At 48.6% G+C, this 18282-nt stretch carries 21 protein-coding genes and 1 tRNA gene; 14 read left to right on the top strand and 8 right to left on the bottom strand.

Features of this window, described 5'->3' with window-relative positions; genetic code table 11:
- Position 1: 1 nt before the first annotated feature.
- Positions 2-72, top strand: a tRNA-Gly gene (locus tag PMIT1303_RS08750).
- A 16-nt stretch (positions 73-88) separates the two neighbouring features.
- Here PMIT1303_RS08750 and PMIT1303_RS08745 read toward each other — a convergent pair.
- The gene (locus PMIT1303_RS08745) at positions 89-2158 is read right to left on the bottom strand and encodes a glycogen-debranching protein (protein WP_063398461.1); all 2070 of its coding nucleotides are present in this window, start codon (positions 2156-2158) and stop codon (positions 89-91) included.
- Positions 2159-2235: 77 nt separating this feature from the next.
- On the opposite strand from PMIT1303_RS08745, the gene PMIT1303_RS08740 reads away from it, so the two are divergent.
- The 6 genes from PMIT1303_RS08740 (at position 2236) to PMIT1303_RS08720 (ending at position 5605) form a co-directional block, all read left to right on the top strand.
- Complete coding sequence (locus PMIT1303_RS08740; RefSeq protein WP_063398381.1) at positions 2236-2892, top strand: MBL fold metallo-hydrolase; 657 nt, start codon at positions 2236-2238, stop codon at positions 2890-2892.
- Between the two features lie 159 nt (positions 2893-3051).
- Positions 3052-3327 carry an HU family DNA-binding protein gene (locus PMIT1303_RS08735; protein WP_011130763.1) on the top strand — a complete coding sequence of 92 codons (276 nt, stop codon included), beginning with the start codon at positions 3052-3054 and terminating at the stop codon, positions 3325-3327.
- Between the two features lie 88 nt (positions 3328-3415).
- Complete coding sequence (gene gluQRS, locus PMIT1303_RS08730; RefSeq protein ID WP_063398380.1) at positions 3416-4336, top strand: tRNA glutamyl-Q(34) synthetase GluQRS; 921 nt, start codon at positions 3416-3418, stop codon at positions 4334-4336.
- 90 nt (positions 4337-4426) lie between these two features.
- Positions 4427-4624, top strand: a complete 198-nt coding sequence (locus PMIT1303_RS08725) for a hypothetical protein (protein WP_063398379.1) — start codon at positions 4427-4429, stop codon at positions 4622-4624.
- 260 nt (positions 4625-4884) lie between these two features.
- A complete protein-coding gene (locus PMIT1303_RS13535) occupies positions 4885-5031 on the top strand; it encodes a hypothetical protein (RefSeq protein WP_156486985.1) in 147 nt (48 codons plus the stop codon).
- Between the two features lie 61 nt (positions 5032-5092).
- Complete coding sequence (locus tag PMIT1303_RS08720) at positions 5093-5605, top strand: hypothetical protein (protein ID WP_063398378.1); 513 nt, start codon at positions 5093-5095, stop codon at positions 5603-5605.
- A gap of 185 nt (positions 5606-5790) precedes the next feature.
- Here PMIT1303_RS08720 and PMIT1303_RS08715 read toward each other — a convergent pair whose 3' ends face one another.
- Complete coding sequence (locus tag PMIT1303_RS08715) at positions 5791-7494, bottom strand: YdiU family protein (RefSeq protein WP_063398377.1); 1704 nt, start codon at positions 7492-7494, stop codon at positions 5791-5793.
- 890 nt (positions 7495-8384) lie between these two features.
- Between PMIT1303_RS08715 and PMIT1303_RS08710 the strand changes: the two genes are divergently transcribed.
- Both PMIT1303_RS08710 and PMIT1303_RS08705 read left to right on the top strand, forming a co-directional pair.
- On the top strand, positions 8385-8645 hold the full coding sequence (locus PMIT1303_RS08710) for a hypothetical protein (protein ID WP_063398376.1): 261 nt from the start codon (positions 8385-8387) through the stop codon (positions 8643-8645).
- Complete coding sequence (locus tag PMIT1303_RS08705; RefSeq protein WP_041384534.1) at positions 8646-8852, top strand: hypothetical protein; 207 nt, start codon at positions 8646-8648, stop codon at positions 8850-8852.
- An 878-nt stretch (positions 8853-9730) separates the two neighbouring features.
- On the opposite strand, the gene PMIT1303_RS08700 is transcribed toward PMIT1303_RS08705, so the two are convergent.
- Complete coding sequence (locus PMIT1303_RS08700) at positions 9731-10708, bottom strand: hypothetical protein (RefSeq protein WP_063398375.1); 978 nt, start codon at positions 10706-10708, stop codon at positions 9731-9733.
- A 259-nt stretch (positions 10709-10967) separates the two neighbouring features.
- Between PMIT1303_RS08700 and PMIT1303_RS08695 the strand changes: the two genes are divergently transcribed.
- The 3 genes from PMIT1303_RS08695 (at position 10968) to PMIT1303_RS13835 (ending at position 12656) form a co-directional block, all read left to right on the top strand.
- Positions 10968-11315, top strand: a complete 348-nt coding sequence (locus PMIT1303_RS08695; RefSeq protein WP_063398374.1) for a hypothetical protein — start codon at positions 10968-10970, stop codon at positions 11313-11315.
- Positions 11316-11995: 680 nt separating this feature from the next.
- On the top strand, positions 11996-12187 hold the full coding sequence (locus tag PMIT1303_RS08690) for a hypothetical protein (protein WP_011825258.1): 192 nt from the start codon (positions 11996-11998) through the stop codon (positions 12185-12187).
- Between the two features lie 313 nt (positions 12188-12500).
- Entirely contained in the window at positions 12501-12656 is a 156-nt protein-coding gene (locus tag PMIT1303_RS13835; protein WP_196757079.1) for a hypothetical protein, read from the top strand.
- Positions 12657-13122: 466 nt separating this feature from the next.
- On the opposite strand, the gene PMIT1303_RS08685 is transcribed toward PMIT1303_RS13835, so the two are convergent.
- Positions 13123-13887 (bottom strand): MBL fold metallo-hydrolase, encoded by a 765-nt coding sequence (locus tag PMIT1303_RS08685; RefSeq protein WP_063398373.1) that lies wholly within the window; start codon positions 13885-13887, stop codon positions 13123-13125.
- Between the two features lie 777 nt (positions 13888-14664).
- Between PMIT1303_RS08685 and PMIT1303_RS08675 the strand changes: the two genes are divergently transcribed.
- Positions 14665-14997 carry a hypothetical protein gene (locus tag PMIT1303_RS08675; protein ID WP_011825262.1) on the top strand — a complete coding sequence of 111 codons (333 nt, stop codon included), beginning with the start codon at positions 14665-14667 and terminating at the stop codon, positions 14995-14997.
- Between the two features lie 623 nt (positions 14998-15620).
- Here PMIT1303_RS08675 and PMIT1303_RS08670 read toward each other — a convergent pair.
- The 3 genes from PMIT1303_RS08670 to PMIT1303_RS08660 all read right to left on the bottom strand — a co-directional run bounded on the left by PMIT1303_RS08670 (position 15621) and on the right by PMIT1303_RS08660 (position 17175).
- On the bottom strand, positions 15621-15803 hold the full coding sequence (locus PMIT1303_RS08670) for a hypothetical protein (RefSeq protein WP_041384528.1): 183 nt from the start codon (positions 15801-15803) through the stop codon (positions 15621-15623).
- 256 nt (positions 15804-16059) lie between these two features.
- Positions 16060-16410, bottom strand: coding sequence for a hypothetical protein (locus PMIT1303_RS08665; RefSeq protein ID WP_156486984.1), 351 nt, complete (start codon positions 16408-16410; stop codon positions 16060-16062).
- A 300-nt stretch (positions 16411-16710) separates the two neighbouring features.
- A complete protein-coding gene (locus tag PMIT1303_RS08660) occupies positions 16711-17175 on the bottom strand; it encodes a secondary thiamine-phosphate synthase enzyme YjbQ (RefSeq protein WP_063398460.1) in 465 nt (154 codons plus the stop codon).
- A 289-nt stretch (positions 17176-17464) separates the two neighbouring features.
- Here PMIT1303_RS08660 and PMIT1303_RS08655 point away from each other — a divergent pair, with 289 nt between their 5' ends.
- Complete coding sequence (locus PMIT1303_RS08655) at positions 17465-17809, top strand: hypothetical protein (RefSeq protein ID WP_063398370.1); 345 nt, start codon at positions 17465-17467, stop codon at positions 17807-17809.
- 80 nt (positions 17810-17889) lie between these two features.
- On the opposite strand, the gene PMIT1303_RS08650 is transcribed toward PMIT1303_RS08655, so the two are convergent.
- Positions 17890-18147 carry a hypothetical protein gene (locus PMIT1303_RS08650; protein ID WP_063398369.1) on the bottom strand — a complete coding sequence of 86 codons (258 nt, stop codon included), beginning with the start codon at positions 18145-18147 and terminating at the stop codon, positions 17890-17892.
- Between the last annotated feature and the right edge of the window lie 135 nt (positions 18148-18282).

Raw genomic sequence — 18282 nt, 5'->3', positions numbered from 1 at the left:
TGCGGGCGTTGTGTAGTGGTAAGACCTCAGCCTTCCAAGCTGATGACGCGGGTTCGATTCCCGCCGCCCGCTTTTTTGATTTTGTCTTTTAGAACTTGAGTTTTGAGGCGTATTCCTCTGCCAGCAAGATCAACATGCTGCGGTTCTGCAGATCAATGTCCTCTGAAGTCCATGCATGAGGTCTTGCGGGTAGATCATCCGGGCTAGGACGTGCTGTGTCCAGGATGCGGTGCCAGGCAGAAGTCGGTTCCGGCAGATCAAAGTGCATGGCTTTGCTGTAGGCGTTGAAGCCCATCCACATCACCGCACCGCTGAAGCCTCGATTCAGGCTGTAGCAGATGGTATGGGACCAGCTGCCCCAATCGGGCTTGTCGATCTCAACACCATGCCATTGCAGCCAGAGATCGTCTGGACTCTGCTGAAGACGTACGGGCATTTCTTCAGGGGGGTGATTGATGGGAGAGAAGAGTTCCGAAAGTTGGTGGCGAATCATCAGCAGTCTGCTGACGAAGAGGTGCAAATCCATATCGCATTGTTCAGGGTTCCAGAGCATCCAGCCGAGCGGGTTGTCCTGACACCAGCTGTTGTTGTTCCCCCCCTGGCTGCGGCCCACTTCATCTCCCATCAAAAGCATTGGCACTCCTCTTGAAAGCAGCAGGGTGGCGATCAGATTGCGCATCTGGCGATGGCGGAGGGCCTGCACGGCATGGTCACTGCAGGGGCCTTCAATGCCGTTGTTCCAGCTGTTGTTGTGATTTTCACCGTCGCGGTTGCTCTCTCCATTGGCGAGATTGTGTTTGTGGTTGAAACTCACCAGGTCATTGAGGGTGAAGCCATCGTGTGCTGTGATGAAGTTCAGGGAACGTCCCAGCGGAGCTGGTTCACCTTTGTAGAGATCAGCACTTCCGCTTAGGCGTTGTCCCATCCTCCAGGCGCTGTCTTCGTCTCCTTTCCAGAAGGCACGTAGGTCATCTCGGTAATGGCCATTCCATGTTCCGATTCGTTGTGCTGGGAAATCGCTGAGTCGATAGAGGCCACCGCAATCCCATGGTTCGCTAAACAGTTTTAAATCGCTGAGCTCTGGATCAGCTTCAATCTCTTCAAATAGGGGAGGGTGTTCGAGCGGCTTTAGGCCTTCGCCTCGGCTCAGGGCGATCCCTAGATCGAAGCGGAAGCCATCGACTCCTAGTTCGATGGCCCAGCAACGCATCGATTCGAGAATCAGCTGCCTCACGATTGGACGATTTGCGGCGATGCTGTTGCCGCAACCACTTACATCCAGGTATTCGCCACTGTCGTTTTGGTGGTAATAGAGAGCATCGCTGAAGCCTCGCCAGCTGAGTGTGGGGCCATCAAGGCTGCCTTCTGTGGTGTGGTTGTAGACCACGTCAAGGATGACTTCAATACCCTCGTCATGACAGGCCGCAACCAGCTCGCGAACTTGTTGGCGAGCCTGCAATGGATCGTCACCATGAACATATTTGGGATGGGGAGTGAACCAGTTCAGAGGGCTGTAGCCCCAGTAGTTGTCCCGCCCCGTTGGCGCATCAGAGGGATCGAAAGCAAAAATAGGTAGCAGCTCTATGGCCGTGATACCCAGTTGTCGCAGATAGGGAAGTTTGTCAATGAGTCCCAGGAAGGTGCCTTGGCGCTGAGGTGTTACTTCTGACTTCGGGCCGCTGCTGAACCCTCCTACATGCAGTTCGTAGATCACGCTGCGGTTCCATGGGGTCCTGGGGCGTGGATGGGATGCGAAGTCAAAATGTTCTCGTTCGCACACCACTCCCTTTAGGCAGGATTGGATATTGGGCGACGATCCCTTGGCCTGTTCTCTTTGATAGATGTCCCAGCCAGTGATGGCTCTTGTGCAGGGATCAAGCAGCACCTTGGAGGGGTGAAAGCTATCGCTGCCAGGGTTGTGGGGGCCGAAGATCCGATAGCCATAACAGCAGCCAGTTTGCAATCCTTCCACCTCAACATGCCAGTAGTCGCCGGATCGATGGCAAGGCTGGAGCTCGAGGATGTGTTCTGGTTGCGTGGCATTTGCATCGGCAAACAGCAGCAGCTCCACGCGCTTTGCAGTTGGGGCGGCCACAGAGAAATTGACGCCTCGTGTTGTGATCGTGCTGCCCAGGGGCCAAGGAGTGCCGAGATGCATCTTGCTTACAGCTGTGTCTGCGGCGAGGCAGAAAGCATTGGGCACAAGCGAAGAAGTTCAGCCCGTTTCACAATGTCATGACGTTGTCCCAAGCATTGGAGTCGGGCAATCCTCCAGAGCAGCTGAGCGGGCCCCTATGGGTTTTCCCACCCAATCGAGACTGTGACGGGGGGACAGCATGGTGGCTGGGATGTGACCCCGAACCCGTCTTAATCGACTGTCCGCCTTTAACGACAACCACTCTTGAGGTTCTAAAACAGCTCGCCTCGGGGCGCACGGCCCGGATCTTGCTGACCAGTCGAGAGGGGCATGGCAGGGTGCGTGCGTTTCAGGATGCACTCGGATGGCCTGTCTTGGTGCAGGAGCAGGAGGCTTATCTCCTGCCCGGGCTGACTTCGCTGGACAGCTTTGCTGATCAACACACCACCGCTGCGGGGCTGCGGCTGCTTTGGACGCCTGGGCCAACACCAGGGAGCTGCGTGGTTTTTGCTCCTGATCCTTGGAACGTACTTTTCTGTGGACGTTTGTTGATTCCTGTCGCGTTTGTTCAATTGGCTCCATTGGCGCATCGGCGGACTTTTCATTGGCCTCGCCAGCTCAGAAGCTTGCAAAAATTGCGCCAATGGATTCCTTCAGATTCAAGGCCTGTACTGGCTTCTGGTGCTCCCCTTGGGCCCCTCCGAGGAGAGAAATTGGCCCCATGGGATGCCTGGAAATCGCAGGCAAATCAGTGAATCAAATTGTTCAATTTTCGTATAAAGCGTTGCGCCACGGTCCCTTTCGGTTGCCGGCAGCGGCTTGAGTCCATACGATTAGCGCGAATCGGGATAGCAGGGACGGATTTCGTCTTCTGCTCTGTCACTGAACAGTTTCCGTACCATCACCCCTTTCCTATGAACAAAGCTGACCTGGTCAACCTCGTCGCAGCCCGTACTGAGCTAACGAAAACAGATGTCTCCTTGGTGGTGGATGCTGCCATCGATACCATCATCGATTCCGTAGTGGAGGGGAAGAAGGTCTCGATCCTTGGCTTCGGATCCTTCGAGCCTCGTGATCGTTCCGCTCGTCAGGGTCTGAACCCCAAGACAGGGCAGAAGATCAAAATCCCTGCCAAGCGTGTGCCTGCTTTTACCGCAGGAAAGATGTTCAAAGATCGCGTTCAGGGCTGATTGTTTAGCCCTTGTTTGCAGACGGGCGGTCGTCACGGCCGCCTTTTATTTGTGGGCCTACTGAGTCAGGGCTCCTTCCATTGATTCAATGGCCACGTCCTCTGAACTGCCTGATCATCTGTATGAGCAGATGGAAGCGGGGCAGCGCCTTAGGAATCAGGGCTATCGGGGCAGGTTTGCCCCGTCTCCGACGGGACCATTACACCTGGGCAATCTGTGCACTGCTCTGGTGTCTTGGTTGCAAGCGCGCTTGGCTAATGGGGCTTGGCTGTTGCGGGTGGATGACCTGGATCAGCCTCGCAATCGTGTGGGAGCGGTTGAGAGCCTGCAGCAGGATTTGCACTGGTTAGGCCTTGATTGGGATGGCCCCGTGGTGTTTCAGAGCCGCCGCCGTGGGCTTTACAACTCTTTCCTCTCGGCTCTGCGGCGTCAGGGCAAGTTGTATGCCTGTCGATGTAGCCGGCGAATGTTGGCTGATATCTCAGCACCAGCTGGGCGGCACTTGGTTTACCCAGGCACGTGTCGAGATCTGGAGCTGTTTTGGGGGTGGCATGAGGGCAGGCTGCCCAGTTGGCGTTTAAGGGTGAGCAAAGAGTTTTCCCATACCAGTGGGGACGTGATTTTGCGGCGCGCTGATGGCTTTATCGCTTATCACTTGGCGACGGTTGTTGATGAACTGACGCTCGGGATTAGCGAGGTGGTGCGCGGTGAAGATTTGCTTGACGCCATGAATGCTCAGCTTGCTTTGATCAATGCGATTTCAGAGCGGCCTGTGATCTATCGCCACGTGCCCTTGTTGTGTGATGACCAAGGCCGAAAGTTGGCCAAGCGCGAGGGACATGCTGGTTTGGACAGCCTGCGTTCCGAGGGACTGGGGCCTTCTCATGTGGTGGGCTTGCTTGCTGCTAGCCAGAGCCTTGTCCCTTTTGGTGCTGAACTCACGGCAAGGGAGTTGTTGAGTGAGTTGAAGAAGAAGGAGGGGGTTTTGAAAAGCGTGCTGAAACCTTAAAGGCGCAAGGGCTCTAATTCTTAACGAAGCCTTCGGGATCACAAACGCAAAAATGTATGAAAATAAATGGCCACTTAATGCGCGCAATCAATGTCGATCTGCCCTAACTGCGGAGGTAGTGGCATTCAACGCATCAGTCACCTGAGGTTTCGTACCTGCTTGGACTGTCTTGGCCAGGGGAGCGTCATAGAAGAGCTGAACACTCGTTCCGTGGTGCAGTCTCCAGGTGGAGATCTTCAAGCAGAGCAGACGATCAAGACTCCTATTGCTGCTCCTTTGGCGAGCTGATCGAGATTATTTAAGCTTTTGCAAGCGATTAAGACTATGCAGCTCCCTTAAGAAAGGGGAAGGTTGATCAATACATCAATGTTGTGCATTAAGACAAGTATGAGTTGAGAGCTTCAGTCAATTGAGCTCTAGTTTCTTGATGTGATTGGCAACGCTCAGTGGAGCGATCAAGCGCTTTAAAGGCTTTAGCGAGTGGTATCTCTATGCACGCCAAGGGTGTTTCTAATTGCCACTAGGTTGGCCGGATTTTCAAAACGCTTGTGAGCAACTGCAAGAAAGAACTAGAAGCAAGAAGAAGAGTGCCTCGCCAGGTGAGTCGCGATGGCATTGGATTTTCGATCTTCGCTCAATCAGAGGGCGCTGGTTGGTGTGATGTGGTTCCGGGGAAATCATCTGGCATCAGTTGATGAGAAGGCATTGACCATCGGCTTGGGGCTGCCAACGTGAAGTGACATTCAGTTGGAATCAATGAGCCCCACCTCTCGCACAAAGTGCGTTTCCCTTATGTCTTTGGTGGCTTTAAGCCTGGGATGGCAGGGAGCTCAGGCACAAGGCATGCTGCCCGGATGCCGACTTGAGAATGGCAGTCTTCAGTGCGTTCCTGGGCTCACTGCTTCCCCTCAGGAGCAGATTCATGTTTTAGAAGGCCGCATTTCAGAGGATCAAAAGTCTGAAGAGCAGGTCGAACAAAACATCGAGGGTTTAAGTCGTTTTGTTTTGGAAGGAGATGCTCTTGAAGGAGAACTGCTGAAGGCGGACCTGATACTGGATGGTGACGCCATTGAATCGGTTCACATTCACTGGTATCGCCGCAAAGGTAACGGACATTGGCAGCTTGTAGCGAACGCTTCTGAAACCACCTATCAGCTTGGAAGCGACGATCTAGGACGTTCTCTGATGGCCGTCCTGACTGTTTCTACAAGTGATGGAAATGTGAATCGAACTAATAGCAACGTGATTGGCCCGATTACCGCTAGATGATTCATTGATCAGAAGATTTCATGTTCTGCTTGTGGGCGGCTACCTATCAATGACTTGAATAGCCTTTCAATTCTGGGTCGCGATCCATCAGCGCACTGATAATGAAGTCACTGCTTTTTTGTGAGTCAATGACTAAAGCTTTTTGGCTAATATTTATTATTCCAATGGTTCAGCTTTTTTCGACCTCAAGATGAACAGCTATAGTGCGATATGCCACCAGTATTAAAGAATACCTTAGGTTTTAGGCGATAATATTTATCTTCTATTTCTTTTGATTGCTCATCATAAGGATGGCTTAGCACTTCTTGCAGCTCTTTCACTAAGGAATAGTTGCCCTCTTCGGCTTGCTGATAAGCAGGGGCAATTAACCACTCTCGCCAAGTATATTTTGGATTAGTCAGTTTCATGGTTTTTGATGTCTCCGTTGAATTGCCTTTGTTAAGCACGAGGTTGCGCCAGCTTTGCAGCCAAGATTGCCATTGCTCATCGATTTGTTGTGAAGTTTGGATGTAGAAGCTCTTTTTTAATGCTGATAAATCATTTGGTATATGAGATAGCTCGCGAAAGAAGATCGTGTAATCCACTTTTGAATTGATCATTAATTGCAATAATTCCTCAAATAGATTGGAGTTGTATTCTTTCAAACCAAGCTTGGCTGCCCACATTTTTTGGATTTGTTTATCCATGGCTTGTTCAAAGCCATCACGAACTTGGTCAAACTCTTTTAGGGCTTTAGTATCTTCTTCGAGTAGCGGCCTTAAAGCTTTCCAAAACATATGATAATTTGCTTCCGCCGCGATTGGTTGATTGAAGTATGAAAAGTGTTTGCCGCCGCCAGTCCAAGGCTGAAATTTAGGATCAAAGATTTCACAAAATCCAAATGGTCCATAGTCGAGGGTGAAGCCACCCGCGGCGCAATTGTCACTGTTGAAATTGCCTTGGCAGTAGCCAATGCGGAGCCAATTTGCTACCAATAAAGTAAGGCGATCAAGAAATAGCCGCGCCAACTCCACCAATTGAACTGTAAAAGAAAGGGTTTGATTGATGTTATTTTTGTATTCTCGTTCAATTAAATGTGACACAATCATGCGCAACTCTTCTAATGCTCTTGGATGAGTATTGCTGCGAGCGCGACGCGCAAATAATTCTAGTTGACCAACTCGCAAAAAGGATGTTGCGACGCGAGTTGAAATTGCTACAGGATTCTCCACCAAAATATCAGGGTCGGTGGATTGAGAGTGTTTAGAATACCAAGGCCGGGTGATTGTCTCAGATTTAGAAACATAGAGTGTTAACGAACGCGATGTTGGAACACCTAAAGCCTGCATATATTCTTGCGCTAGAAATTCACGCACACTTGAACGTAGTACTGCGCGTCCGTCGGCACCACGGCAGTAAGGCGTTGGACCACCACCTTTTAATTGCATTTCCCAGCGTTTGCCATTAATGATTCCTTCAAATACAGATATCGCTCGGCCATCGCCATATCCATTACCAGTGCCAAATGGACATTGTTGGGTGTATTCTCTGCCATAAATCGATAGTGCATAACCAGTTGCCCAGCCAACCTGTCGCATAGGCTCACGCGTAGCAGAGAGATCACCTGAAAATAACTTGCAAAATTTTTCATTAAATGCCAGCTCGTTGCTCAAGCCAAGTTCATTAAAAAATATGCTGCTATGAGTTACATATTCTGGGTTTTTAAGCGGCGTTGGTGTTACAGGTACGAAATGACCAGAAAAAACTTGTCGGGCAAGGTGATCATCACCATCTACCGTGGAATCAGGGTCAGTAATTAAGCTATCCATCAGAGAATAATCCGCTAGCTTCTCAAACTCATCGACTGTCGTTATGCAGGGAGCAGCAGATGATTCAGATGGATGCGACATTCTTGTTAAAAGTGACTTAGGAGGTCCGGCAAAGGTCCTCTATGTGTTTTGAATAGCAGCGTATAAGCAAAAACGTTGAGTTTAAGGAACTTCTCTAGGGTGCTTTCTTGAAATTCGTTTTGCTGCAGTGGGCTGCTAAGCCTGATCTAGCCATCAACCCACCTTAGTATTCAACGATTACTCTTCTAATGGCTTTAAGCCCTTTGCTTTTTTGGTGGGTAGAGGTGTGCTGTCTTCACATACAGGATGCGGGAACACGTTGCACCAAATAACACTATTGAGCCTGCAAGAAGAACGTTCCAAAAGAAAGGAGGGATATCAAAAAGAAGGTAGTGGAGAATCATCCAGCTCACCCATGCTTAAACAGCACTTCTAGATATAGCAATGCAATGCCATCCTGGCTGCTGAATCCAGCCCTTACCCGCTCGATTCGTTATCGGGGGTACTGGTTTGGTGTGGGATGCCTGAAGGAGAAGCCTTTTGATTTGAATGCCACCGTATACAGAGAGAAGACCTGTCTCCCGTCACTGCTGAGGTCTACACCCTATGGGTAAACAAGAGAGAAGAGCACGCTTCAAAGCGATGACGAGTTCTGAGAGGAAAGCTCTGATCAGGAAAAAAATGAAAACGGCAGGGCTAGTAGAAGGCAGTGGGGTACCTGGGACAACCTTGTCTTCATACGATCAAGAGCAAGTAAGGGAACTGATCCGAATTACCAGCTGTTTCCCTGAGATGCGCAGCGATTAGGGGGGTGCACTCAAAGGGGCAGCCGGTTTGGTCACGACCTTTAACAGGATTCTGGTTCTTTTGTCTGACCAAAATTGACACTGTGCCCCCTTTCCGTCTCCGTTGAATCGTCACTAGGCTGCGCCTGACGCAATCACCAAGACATGGTTCGCTCGTTGACAACCGCTGCAGCGGCAGCAGTTCTGATTTGCACCCCTGCGATGGCATGCAGCAATCAGGCTGAGCAATTGGTTTCACAGTCTCAAGAGAGTGAGGTGTACTTCCGGCGCAAGAGCAACCAGCCGCTGGTGAATGAACAGACCAGCATTGATGCAGAGAACTGCACTGCCAACGCAGATGGAGGTTTCACCTGTGACACCAAGGTGGTTAACCCCGTAAGCCCAGATAACAAATACAGGAACTAAGTGGACAAAAAGCCCTTTTGGGAACCAAGGATGATCTGGCGAGCGGTTGTGATCGATGTCGTGCTGTGCGTGCTCATGCTCACCCTCTCGGTCATGTCTGATGAACAGTTCTGGCGTGTGTTCTATGCATCCGGTTCCCTGCTAGCGATCATTGATGCGATATGGGCATCGCGTGTACTTGATGCTGTAGAGGAAGAGCAAGACTAAACAGACCCCTGACGCCACTCCCTCGTCTAAGGCTCATGGCTAGGCACGTCAAAACCATGAAAAAGGCGCCCTCATCGAGCAGCGCCCATACCGACAAACTTGTGTGAGGAGTGTCGTGTTTCGATGCTACTCCTTGATTGGGCTCTTAATCAACGAAAAAGTGAGTGTATGAAGAGTGTTCGTTTTTTGTCATCATATTTTGATTAATAAATCTTCTATAGTTCAATCTAAAGCTGATGAGTTTAAGAATCGACTGAATTGAATGAAGCTGATACGACAGCCTGAAAACAGATATAATCAGTTAATGTTACTCAGTCTTCTTAAAGCTTTCGTTAATATTGGATTGATGTTTCAAGCGCTATGAGCGTTTTTGTAAGCGTTATCGCCATAAGAGCAAAGCTGCTCCCAAGTGCCACTGGGGTAGTCGCATGCTTAAACGGCTAGTCAGTCATTCAAGAACTAGAAGTAAGAGGAAGAGGATTTCACCAGGCCAACAACGACTGCCATGGGATTGGGATATTCGCCTCAACCAAATCCCTGAGAATTGGCATCAAGTTGCGGAGAAATTTAGAAGAGCGAATGGCGTCCATGATGGTGATTAACGTCTGTTGCTGTGGTGATTAAGTTGAGGATATAACTGGTTTTAGGACAAAAGTATTTAAAGGTAAATTTGTGATGAATACTAAAAGCTATTGCTGACTTTTACTTGCTAAAGAAGATATCAAGGCAACTTTCTGCAAGTCAATGGTGTCAGGTATCGGAAGTTGTTTTAAGCGAATAGGGAAGTCGTTGAAGAAATAAAAAGCCCCGGCGTTTGCAGGGGCTTTTGGAGGGTATCGTCATAAGGGACAACACACTAACATTCAATCACCATACACCTACACACAAAAAGGGTTAACTGTACATACACCTAACACACACAACACTCTCTTGCAATCGTGCACCCTTAGATCTCGATTGGCTGGTGTTGCAGATAACGCTTGAATCGCAGGCATTACTGCTGGTTGTTTCTTGCTTGGTGATCCATAGCCATTAGAGCCAAAGCGATATTTAATATCTGCCGTAAAGCGTGTATCAAAAGCCTCATCATATGAGAGGTTTGCACCAAGAGTTAAACCATTGCTGATGTTGTAGGCAAGCCTTCCTTTGACACCAGAACCATCAGCATCATCGAGATCACCTTGCTGGTAGTAATAACCACAAGAGGCGTTGAGATTAGGTGTGATGCTGTAGCCAACATCTAATCCGTAGGTATCTAAAGCCCCAGCTTCGTAATGGCTGTTCAGCCTGTGTTCGACATCACCAATTGGAACCAGTGCATAGGCATTGAAGTTCCAAGTGTCTGAGACTGCTTCTAAGCCTGCAGCAACCTGCGAGAAGAAGACATCACGCTTGTCTGTGACATTGATGCTGGTATCAACATCACCGGTATTCATTGGCCGGCTGTCATAGCCAGCATTGATGCCATACATCCAGATGCGATCACCATTCAGCCAGCGGTAGCCAAGCCTGGTTGATGTGCTGATCGTGGTGCCAGCAACCTCTGTGTTGATGATGCTGCTTTCACCCTCACGGTCAGAGAAGTTGGCATTGGCTAAAGCATCAATAAACCAAACGCTGTTCTCACCAACAGCAATCGGCAGAAACGCTCCAATACCGGCTTGATTAGGAGTACCTGCTCCTTGCAGTGCTCCTTGAAAACCCCAGTTGAACTGCACAGCGTCTTTGAGGTTGATCTCCATCACCCCGAGATCTGCTGCACTGCCATCGTCTTGAGCAACAAATGGCTGGATGGGAGTGCTAGCTAAGGCAAGAGCAGCAGCAAGCGATAAGGACAGGCGGAGGGAACTCAGCACTGGGATTGAGCGCTTAAAAGTTCATCCAAAATCGCTTTAAAAACTGAGTTGTAGAGCAGAGCTTGAGGCAGTCTTTTGGTTGGCACTGCTGGCCCTCATCTCTACGATGCAGACAGCGCCTTTGCATCAGGCTGTGCTTTGCTCACATCAACTGAAGAAAAAGGCACTTTCTTGATTAGCGACATGCAAATTACTTTTGAGCATTTGTGATTGACCCATGCATTTGCGTTGAAATAAGCACCGTTCTTGCGAAGGAATCATGTTGCTTTCAGGGCAGGAGTCGCAGAGATGGTGCCTGTTGCTGCAGCTCCTGCTCTGTGGCTTTCTTCCACTACTAGGGATGATTCCTGTAAGAGCGACTCAGCTTCAAGGCCTCAGGCCGCTAGCACTCGCATGCTTTCAATCTGGTCAGCTCAACGCATGCCAAGCCGCGTTGCTGCGGGCGGAAGCCCTGCAGAGACGTGCAGGAGCTCAGAGCAACTATTCCTGTCAGACCTTGCTGCTTGGCTTGCAAGCCGATGTGATCATGAGTCAGCTTCAGGCTGGACGTGGTGATGATGCTGTGATCATGCTGGAGGAGGTCAGCAACAGTTGTCGAGGTTTGTGATCTAAGAGAGCAGAACTAGTGATCTCTTGAATTGCTTTTAATCGTCTTCATTGTTGCCCCGTTAACCCTGACCGTCAGCGTCAATATTTTCTTGACCCTCGTGCGCTTCTTGATAGCCCAGGGCGGATGCAGCACAAGCCTTGCTCATTGATCCTTGCAGAAGGCTTTGGTAAAGCTGGTCATAGAAACATTGGGATTCTTATTCTTGGAGCTATAACTCAGGAGACTTTATTTTGTATTTCGTTGCAGATAGGAAGCAGTTCATGACCAGATTTTGGAGTAATCACATTTTTTACTGCTGCTTGACTAATATCTAAGTTTGTGGATTTTAATCGACCTGTATCGAGACAATGCAATGGTTCACAGGGCATAACCTAGTAGGACAGTGGCTCTAAAGAACCTTTCCTGCTTGTCTATTGACTTTCAGTATTGAACCTCTTGCCCGCGATTAGCTCTATGAAAAACTATAATTTTGTTGATTAATGACTTAACGTATGTCTGCAAAATCCAGGGCATTTGCATACTCGGGTCGCTGATAATCATGGCCCTCCCTAATGTTCTGAACTTTCAAGTCTGGTGAGCTGATGCTATAATAGCTTTTAAGGGTTAAAACTCTTTTCCTGCATCCTTCCACCGTCGACACTTGTTAATGATGGAAGCTGTGATCTATTTGTTGATCCATGTTCAGAGATCTGCTCCTTGCGTTGCCTGTTGAGCAAGACATTTTGATTCAAATTGTGTTGGCGTTCATCGGCCTCTTTGTTTGGCTGTGGGCCGTTGGCAGGGGAGGGAGTTGGGCTTTTGGCGCATTTGTAGTAGCGCTTTGGTTCTTGACAGCGATTGGGCTGATTAGCTGGAATTTTTCGGAATAGCAAGCAGCTTAATCCCTCTTGTGGATACCAGCCTTGTGGAGAAAACACTGGTCTTTCAATCCGCTTGAACAATCCACAGGCGATGCACTTGTAGACAAGTTCTGAGTTTGTTTCCGTTCAAGCCTTGTGACCCTTCGCTGCTTGCCACTCGCGCCAACCATGCTTTGCCTGGCTTGAGTCGAGCTGTTCCCTTGTGGTTTCTTGGCGCTTTGCGGGGCGGGGCTCATCAATGAGGCTTGTACTTCAATTCATGTTTGCAACAGCGAAAGCATGAAAAGGCGCTATTGTTGATTGACGCTTGCTTTTGCGATCAATGAATTCTGCACTCTCAAGAAGTTCAGGTCTCAACTGGGCTCAGAAGACATTGGCCACTCTGTTTGCGTCGACTCTCTTCATTTATGGCTTGGATCGCACAGTACCAGGCGTTCACAACTTCTTGATGGGTGCCTTCTCCTGCCACGGTGGCTGAGTCTCTAGTTTGAATAGTCAATTTGTATTCAAAGACCCGGATTTTTGATCCGGGTCTTTTTTTGTGCGGGCAAAAAAATCAAAATGGGCTATCAAAATTGCGTTAACGTTAAAGGAACAGCAGATAATCCTTTTAGAAAATGGTTTGCTTGTAACACCATAATCCTGATGTGGATTGTGATCTTCAGAGCAAGCAAACTTGAATGAGATGAATCATGTCTATCCCTTTGCCGATGCTCAGTCTCCGCTTTAGTCAGTTTTCGCAGCGTTAAAGCTCAGATCAAAATAACCCCTTCGTTTTCAGGACATGCTCCAGAGATTCTTGCTTTGCTTCGCTGGAGTCGAGACAGCTTTCAGAAGTCTCAGGCCTGAAAGAACGATTGATTGCGAGCATCACCTTCTTCTCTCTTGGTCATGGCCTCAATCTCGTCAGCTTGAGATTCTCTTGAGCTTGCTGACGGGGCTCATCAGCTAGATGGTGAAACCAGAGATTGCTTGGAGGTAAGGGCGTAGCGTTTGCCGGGTTCTGGGTCAATGAACTTGACCTGAGCAGGCAGCATTTCGGCAACGTCTTTTGCTGATCCTTCCATCTGCATAAAGCTGCTCAGCAGCCCCTCGAAGCGAACATTCCCTCCAGCAGTGCTAGCAAGGACGGTGTTTGGCTCAAATCTTTTGAGCAATTCAGGAAGAACTTGACGGCCTTTCACAAAAGCCCCTGCAAGAGGCAGACCAAGATCAACCACCGGGGTGATTACCGCATCAACGGATTGTGATTCGATTTTGCTATCGAGAAAACCATGAGGTTCAAGGTAGATCTTGCCGTCAGCATTGCTGATGAGATAACCGTTTTCGATCGAGGGCACCATGGCTCCAGCGGTCGCGCGGATGGTGAGTCCAGCGATGTTGGTGCTCTCTCCAGAATGCAATGGCGTCACTTGTGTAAACCCCAAGCGCCCAACCAGTTTTGCGGCCGAGGGGGAGCCAACGATCTTGAGATCCCTGGGAAGAAGTTGCAGGGTTTCTGGGTGGGCATGATCTGGTAAACCCTGGCTTAAAAGCAGCAGATCAAGGTTGTCAGGCACAGCCCAGTCGCGGGGCAGCCTGCCATTCAGCAACCAGGGGCCTGGTGGGAAGGAGAGTTGGCCGGTGAGCCAGGGATCCACTAATACCCTGCAGGCACCAAACTCAAGTAACCAACCGTTGGCACCAAAATAGGTCGCTGCCAGGTTCATGATCTGATCAGGTTTTGAGATCTGACCCTATCGGGGATCTGGTATCGATTGCTGGAGGCACCCGTCTTGAAGGTAGGAATTCTTTTAACTGGCAGCTGCCATCTCCTTTGAAAGAGATCATGCTCTGCATGGCGATCATGTTCAAGTCGCATGCTGTTGAGTCGTGATCTGTCGTTGATAGAGCTTGGCATGCGAGCTCTGCCTTGGAACAATCAAATTTTGGTGCAGGTTTCTTTCTCAATGGACTTCCATCCATTAACAACGCCTGCCCTCACAAGTAAGGACGGCCATCCCAACTTAATCGATTGGCCAGATATCTTCTTCGGAAGTCGAATATTTATGCGACTCATTAAGAGCCTTTTCAAGGTGGCTGGAAAATAGAAAAAGTATTAATAAGCCAGTAGAGATTGACTTAGAATTGTGATGATTGTTTGATTTATTGCTCTTGCTCAATCCATCTATTCTCCCTAGAATGCCGCAGATCCAGCTTCATCCTCTTGGCAATTTAGAGATAGCTTTTGATCTGTAAATCTTGTGAAATGATGATATAAAATGCATGCTAAATTCGAAGTCAAGCATTTGCAGGCTTTTGCTTTGATGTAGAGATGGCGAAAGGAAATCTGGGTAGATCTGTTGCTATCACATCAAACTGATCAGATTGTCCGATCACGAATTTCGTCAGGAATGGCGCCTGTTGTAATTTTTAGCTGAGTCCAGCTTCATTTTTTCTAAATGTGGTAAGGTTCGGCGTCTTCAAGTAAAGGCTGCTAAAAAATTATGCCTCCAGTTCTTGGCAGTTTCGGCTCCCCTGTCATCGTCCTTACCGGGACCCTCGGTTGGCAGTTCTATTTGGTATGTGTCTTCGTGATCGTTGGCCTTATCCTCACTGGTTATATCTTGCCCTCTTCCGGGGTGTATGGCTCTCTGAGAGGTTGGGGCACAGGGACTCCATGGCTGGTCGGCATTGTGCTACTGGCTAGCGTTGTGACGGTGGTAGAGGTGGCTCGCGGTCTGGTTGGCCCCTCCTTGGCTGTTGGCCTATTTATGCTGATCCTTGGATTGCTTGTCCTCGACCAGTTGGGTCGGCAACTCTCTAGGTCTGGTGGTTGATTGCTCGCCAATTTTCTTCTTGGTGCTCGCATGAGCAGTTAGATCTAAATTGATAGGCACTTTTCATTGGTACTGATTGGATCAACCAATCTTTCAGAAGTATCATCACTGGATTTAATTAGCGTTGATATCACTAAAAAGCCCAGCTTTTAAAGCTGGGCTTTTTTTATTGTTTTTCCCCTATAGCGTTTTCGACTTTTTGTTTTCGTGATCCATCGCTTTTGGCAGGTTCTTGCATCTTCATTTGAGAGGCAGTGGGCTGGCTGAATATCAGTGGTGAGTTTGATCTCATGGCTGATTGCTCAGCATGCTTCTAGTGCTTTCACTGTCTTCAGGCTGAAGTCTTTTACACCTGGGGCTTCAATAGCAGGTGCGCTATCAGCATTAGATCAAACGAACCTTTAGGGATCACCAAGCGCATTCACAGTCTTGGCCGTTCTGGTTAAGCAGGGTGGTATTGATGTAGTCACACAAAGCAGTTTTTCTTCTTGCCATCGTCGCTGCTGCGATCGGTCAGCGTGATGGACGAGCACATTGAGACCTTTCATGAGCTTGGTGCATTGCCTGATGGCTAGCTTTTTAAAGAGGTCAATATTGCCCCCAAGCCGAAAGCTGCCCAGTTCTTAGTGTCCGCACCAGAGTGCACAGGTTGCAGTCACGACAGCGATGACCAGCCCGCCCCATTTGATGACCTTCTGGGGAGCATTGAATGTGGTGCCCACCAGGATTGCGGAAAGGTTGATCACCATGAGCTGATCAGCTGAAGGCGAGATGCCGAAAGGCCCTGCAGTGGCGAGTAAGTTCATCATGAGTGTTGACAGTAAAAAGACATTAGAGCAAATATCCTCTTGGATACAGCTCAGTTGTGTTTATTTTCCTGGGTTGAGTTGGCAAGGCTGCTCCCAATCAGATGGCGATCTAGATGATCAATATTCAGTAGACATGAAACTTTTCATGGTAGTGGCGAAACAATTTAAACCCATTTGCTATAGGAATACAGGTGACACCTTGCGCAGGGGGGAATACTTCCTAAGTACCCATTTTCGGCAGGGATATCAAACTCTATTGCCAGTGATGGGATACTCGCGCTAGCAAGATCCTCAAGAGGTATGCAGACTCCTGGCTTGGCTGGGTAGGGCTTCCTGCTCCAATCGTTAGGGAGTTGTTGAGCTTCATGATCACCCGACCAAGTCGATTCGTGATAGTAGATAGGAGACTCACAATGGCGAATATATTTTTACGATGTTCATTGAACTGCTCAAAAATCGAATGATCACCTTCTAGGAGTATTGGCTGAGCAGTCGTCGCGAGGAGCGATTTGTATTTAGGAGCACCTGATGGTCGATAGGTCTGTATGCAGGCGTGTTTGGCTTTAACTGCTAACCAATTCATGCGTACAGGAAATCTGCTCAATCAAGTGTGCCAAGTTGTTTGGCTTCTGGATATCAGGGGTTTTCAGAATTATCCCGAGTGATGACTGTGATTGACCTCGATAAAACAACTGTGGTGGCATTCCAGCAGCGCTTTCATTGGAGCACCTATCTGATCTTTTGTCTTGGCTAGGTGTTTTGCTTGTTGACACTCTTTTGCCTTGCATTCGTTATGCACTGGTCAGGAGCAACGCTTGGCTCTTAGCTCATCGCGTTGGTGTTAATAAGGATGGTGTAAAGATTGGGGGGGGGCTGGTTGATTTTGAGGGATCTTTTTAAGCTTTTAAGCACCCAGAAAGCTCACGCCAACCTGTCGTCGTCGTGGGCCGTCTAACTCCACCAGGATGACGTCTTGATATCGACCTAGCACGAGTTGGGCATCCTGGACAGAAACCGTGAGGTGATTTCCGAGTAGCAACGCCTGTAAGTGTGCATGGGCATTTCGCGGTTCATCCTCAGGGATATTGGGGCGAAGATGAAGGTCGTTGTGTTTCCAGGTCAGATCCGCTGGGGCTAATTGATTGAGCCAATTCTTGATGTCTTCAAGCAGGCGTTCTTCCCATTCATTCACGATCAGGGCTGTGGTGGTGTGCAGACCGGCCAGCACCAGAGCCCCCTCCCGGTAACCGTGTTGCTCGATGAGTTGCTGCAGGGGCTCGCTGATGCGATGAAAGGCCAAGGGCCCTTCGGTAATCACCGTGATAAGACCCTTATTCCGCTCGAGAGTGTTGATCTCATCAGTAGGCATGGGGCCAAACCTCATCAGTGATGAAATTAGCTGAATTGCTATTTTGTCGCTGAATATTGGTTCCTATGCAAGTCAGTCTTTGCGACCACCTCTAGCTTCTGAACGATGGACACAGCTTGGAGGACTGTTCTCTTAGCCATCCCATCATTCAGCACCCAAGCCGAGTCAATCGAATGGAATAGTCATTTCTCCATTAAAGATGAGTGCTTTTGATTCCTGAATTTTATTGAAGGCTGCTTGTCGTTAATGGATATGTGCGTGATCGTCTAAGTGCGTCAAAAGGGGGTTCATGGCTGCTCTAGTTATTTTTGTGCTTATTCTTCTTTCTTTTGGGGGCATTGTTTTAGGAGTTGGGGCTTTAATCCTGCTGCTCAATAAAGGTGCAAAGGCTGAGGAGATAAAAGCCCTTCTTGAGGGCATGTGGGGTGATATTAAAGACCTTTTCGTTAGACTTGTAAGATTATATAATCTTCTTGAGGCATTTGTTAAAGAGCTCATTCAGCGTGAACCAAAGGGAATTGATGAAGTCGCAAAAGCTGAAGATGTGACTTCTGCTGCAGTAGTCAGCGAAATCGACGAAGCTGCCATTGATGAATGCATTGTTGAAGACACAGGCAATAATAATCAGTCTTAGTGCTTATAAGATAAGTCAATGTGTGTAAGAATTGATCGCTATTCGTCTATAGATTGCAATCCTTACTCATTCTCATGCAGCTACTTTTTAATTGACTCAGCAATAATTACATGTTGATCTCCAGAGATGCCTTGAGCTTTCATTGGTGGATCTTTGTGATTTTGTGCGACACCTGCTGCCCTTGAACTTACTTGAGGGAATATTTTTACTTGACTTATTATTGATTTTTTAATTTTGGATTGATGGCCAACATTTTTGGCGAGCGCAAGTGGATGAATATCCTTGTTCGGCCAGTTAATTTTAAGTGTTGCTAACAGACTAAAGGAACATGCACGCAAGACTTTCCCTGACTCAAAAGAACAGCTCCTCTAGTCATTGTCCGCTGAGCCACGGAACATCTTCAAATTGCACAGTTGCGGGGCTCACTAGTACCGAGCTGAGGTAGAAGATGTTATCCGCTAAATGATGTATGG

It is taken from the genome of Prochlorococcus sp. MIT 1303, from assembly GCF_001631965.1.
Taxonomy (GTDB): Bacteria; Cyanobacteriota; Cyanobacteriia; order PCC-6307; family Cyanobiaceae; genus Prochlorococcus; species Prochlorococcus marinus_D.
The sequence above is the reverse complement of the archived record's forward strand: the minus strand, read 5'-3'. Positions and strand labels throughout refer to the sequence as shown.